Below are 700 nucleotides of genomic sequence, written 5' to 3'. Positions count from 1 at the left end.
CTTTTATTTCTATAGGATCGCCCAGGGGTGTTCCTGTCCCATGTGTCTCTACGTAAGTGATAGTATCGGCTTCAACTCCAGCAGCGGCTATGGCTTCTGCAATCACGTCCGCTTGACGTTCTACACTGGGTGCTGTGAATCCAGCTTTCAAAGAACCGTCATTGTTGACGGCAGAACCTTTAATCACTGCATGAATGCTGTCACCGTCAGCAAGAGCATCCTTTAACCTCTTGAGAACCACAATTCCTACACCGCTACCAAAAATAGTTCCCTTTGCCTTAGCATCAAAGGCACGGCAATGTCCATCTGGAGATAAAACCCCATCTTCCTGATACAAATAGCCAGATTTTGGTTGCATATCCAATATCGAAATGCCACCCGCCAAAGCTATATCACATTCGTAATTGAGCAAGCTTTGGCAAGCAACGTGGACGGCAACTAAGGAAGTGGAACATGAAGTTTGAATTGCATAACTTGGCCCAGTTAAATTTAATTTGAAAGAAACGCGCATGGGAAGATAATCGGGATGATTTCCCAAACTAATTTCCACACCGCTGACTGATTCTCTAATGTTGGAGTTTGAATAAATATTGAATAAATAATTACTTATAGTTGAACCAGCATAAACCCCTATTGAACCACAGAAAGTTTGGGGAGCATAGCCAGCATTTTCAAGCGCAGCACACGCACACTCTAAGAA

General features: G+C 43.4%; 1 protein-coding gene. It reads right to left on the bottom strand.

The features are described 5' to 3' along the window. Positions 1-700, bottom strand: a 700-nt coding sequence (locus tag AC5590_RS06400; protein ID WP_169269039.1) for a beta-ketoacyl synthase N-terminal-like domain-containing protein, incomplete at both ends; no start/stop codon positions are given.

Source organism: Brasilonema octagenarum UFV-OR1, from assembly GCF_963888615.1.
Lineage (GTDB): Bacteria > Cyanobacteriota > Cyanobacteriia > Cyanobacteriales > Nostocaceae > Brasilonema > Brasilonema sennae.
This window is presented reverse-complemented; position numbering and strand designations above follow the sequence as displayed.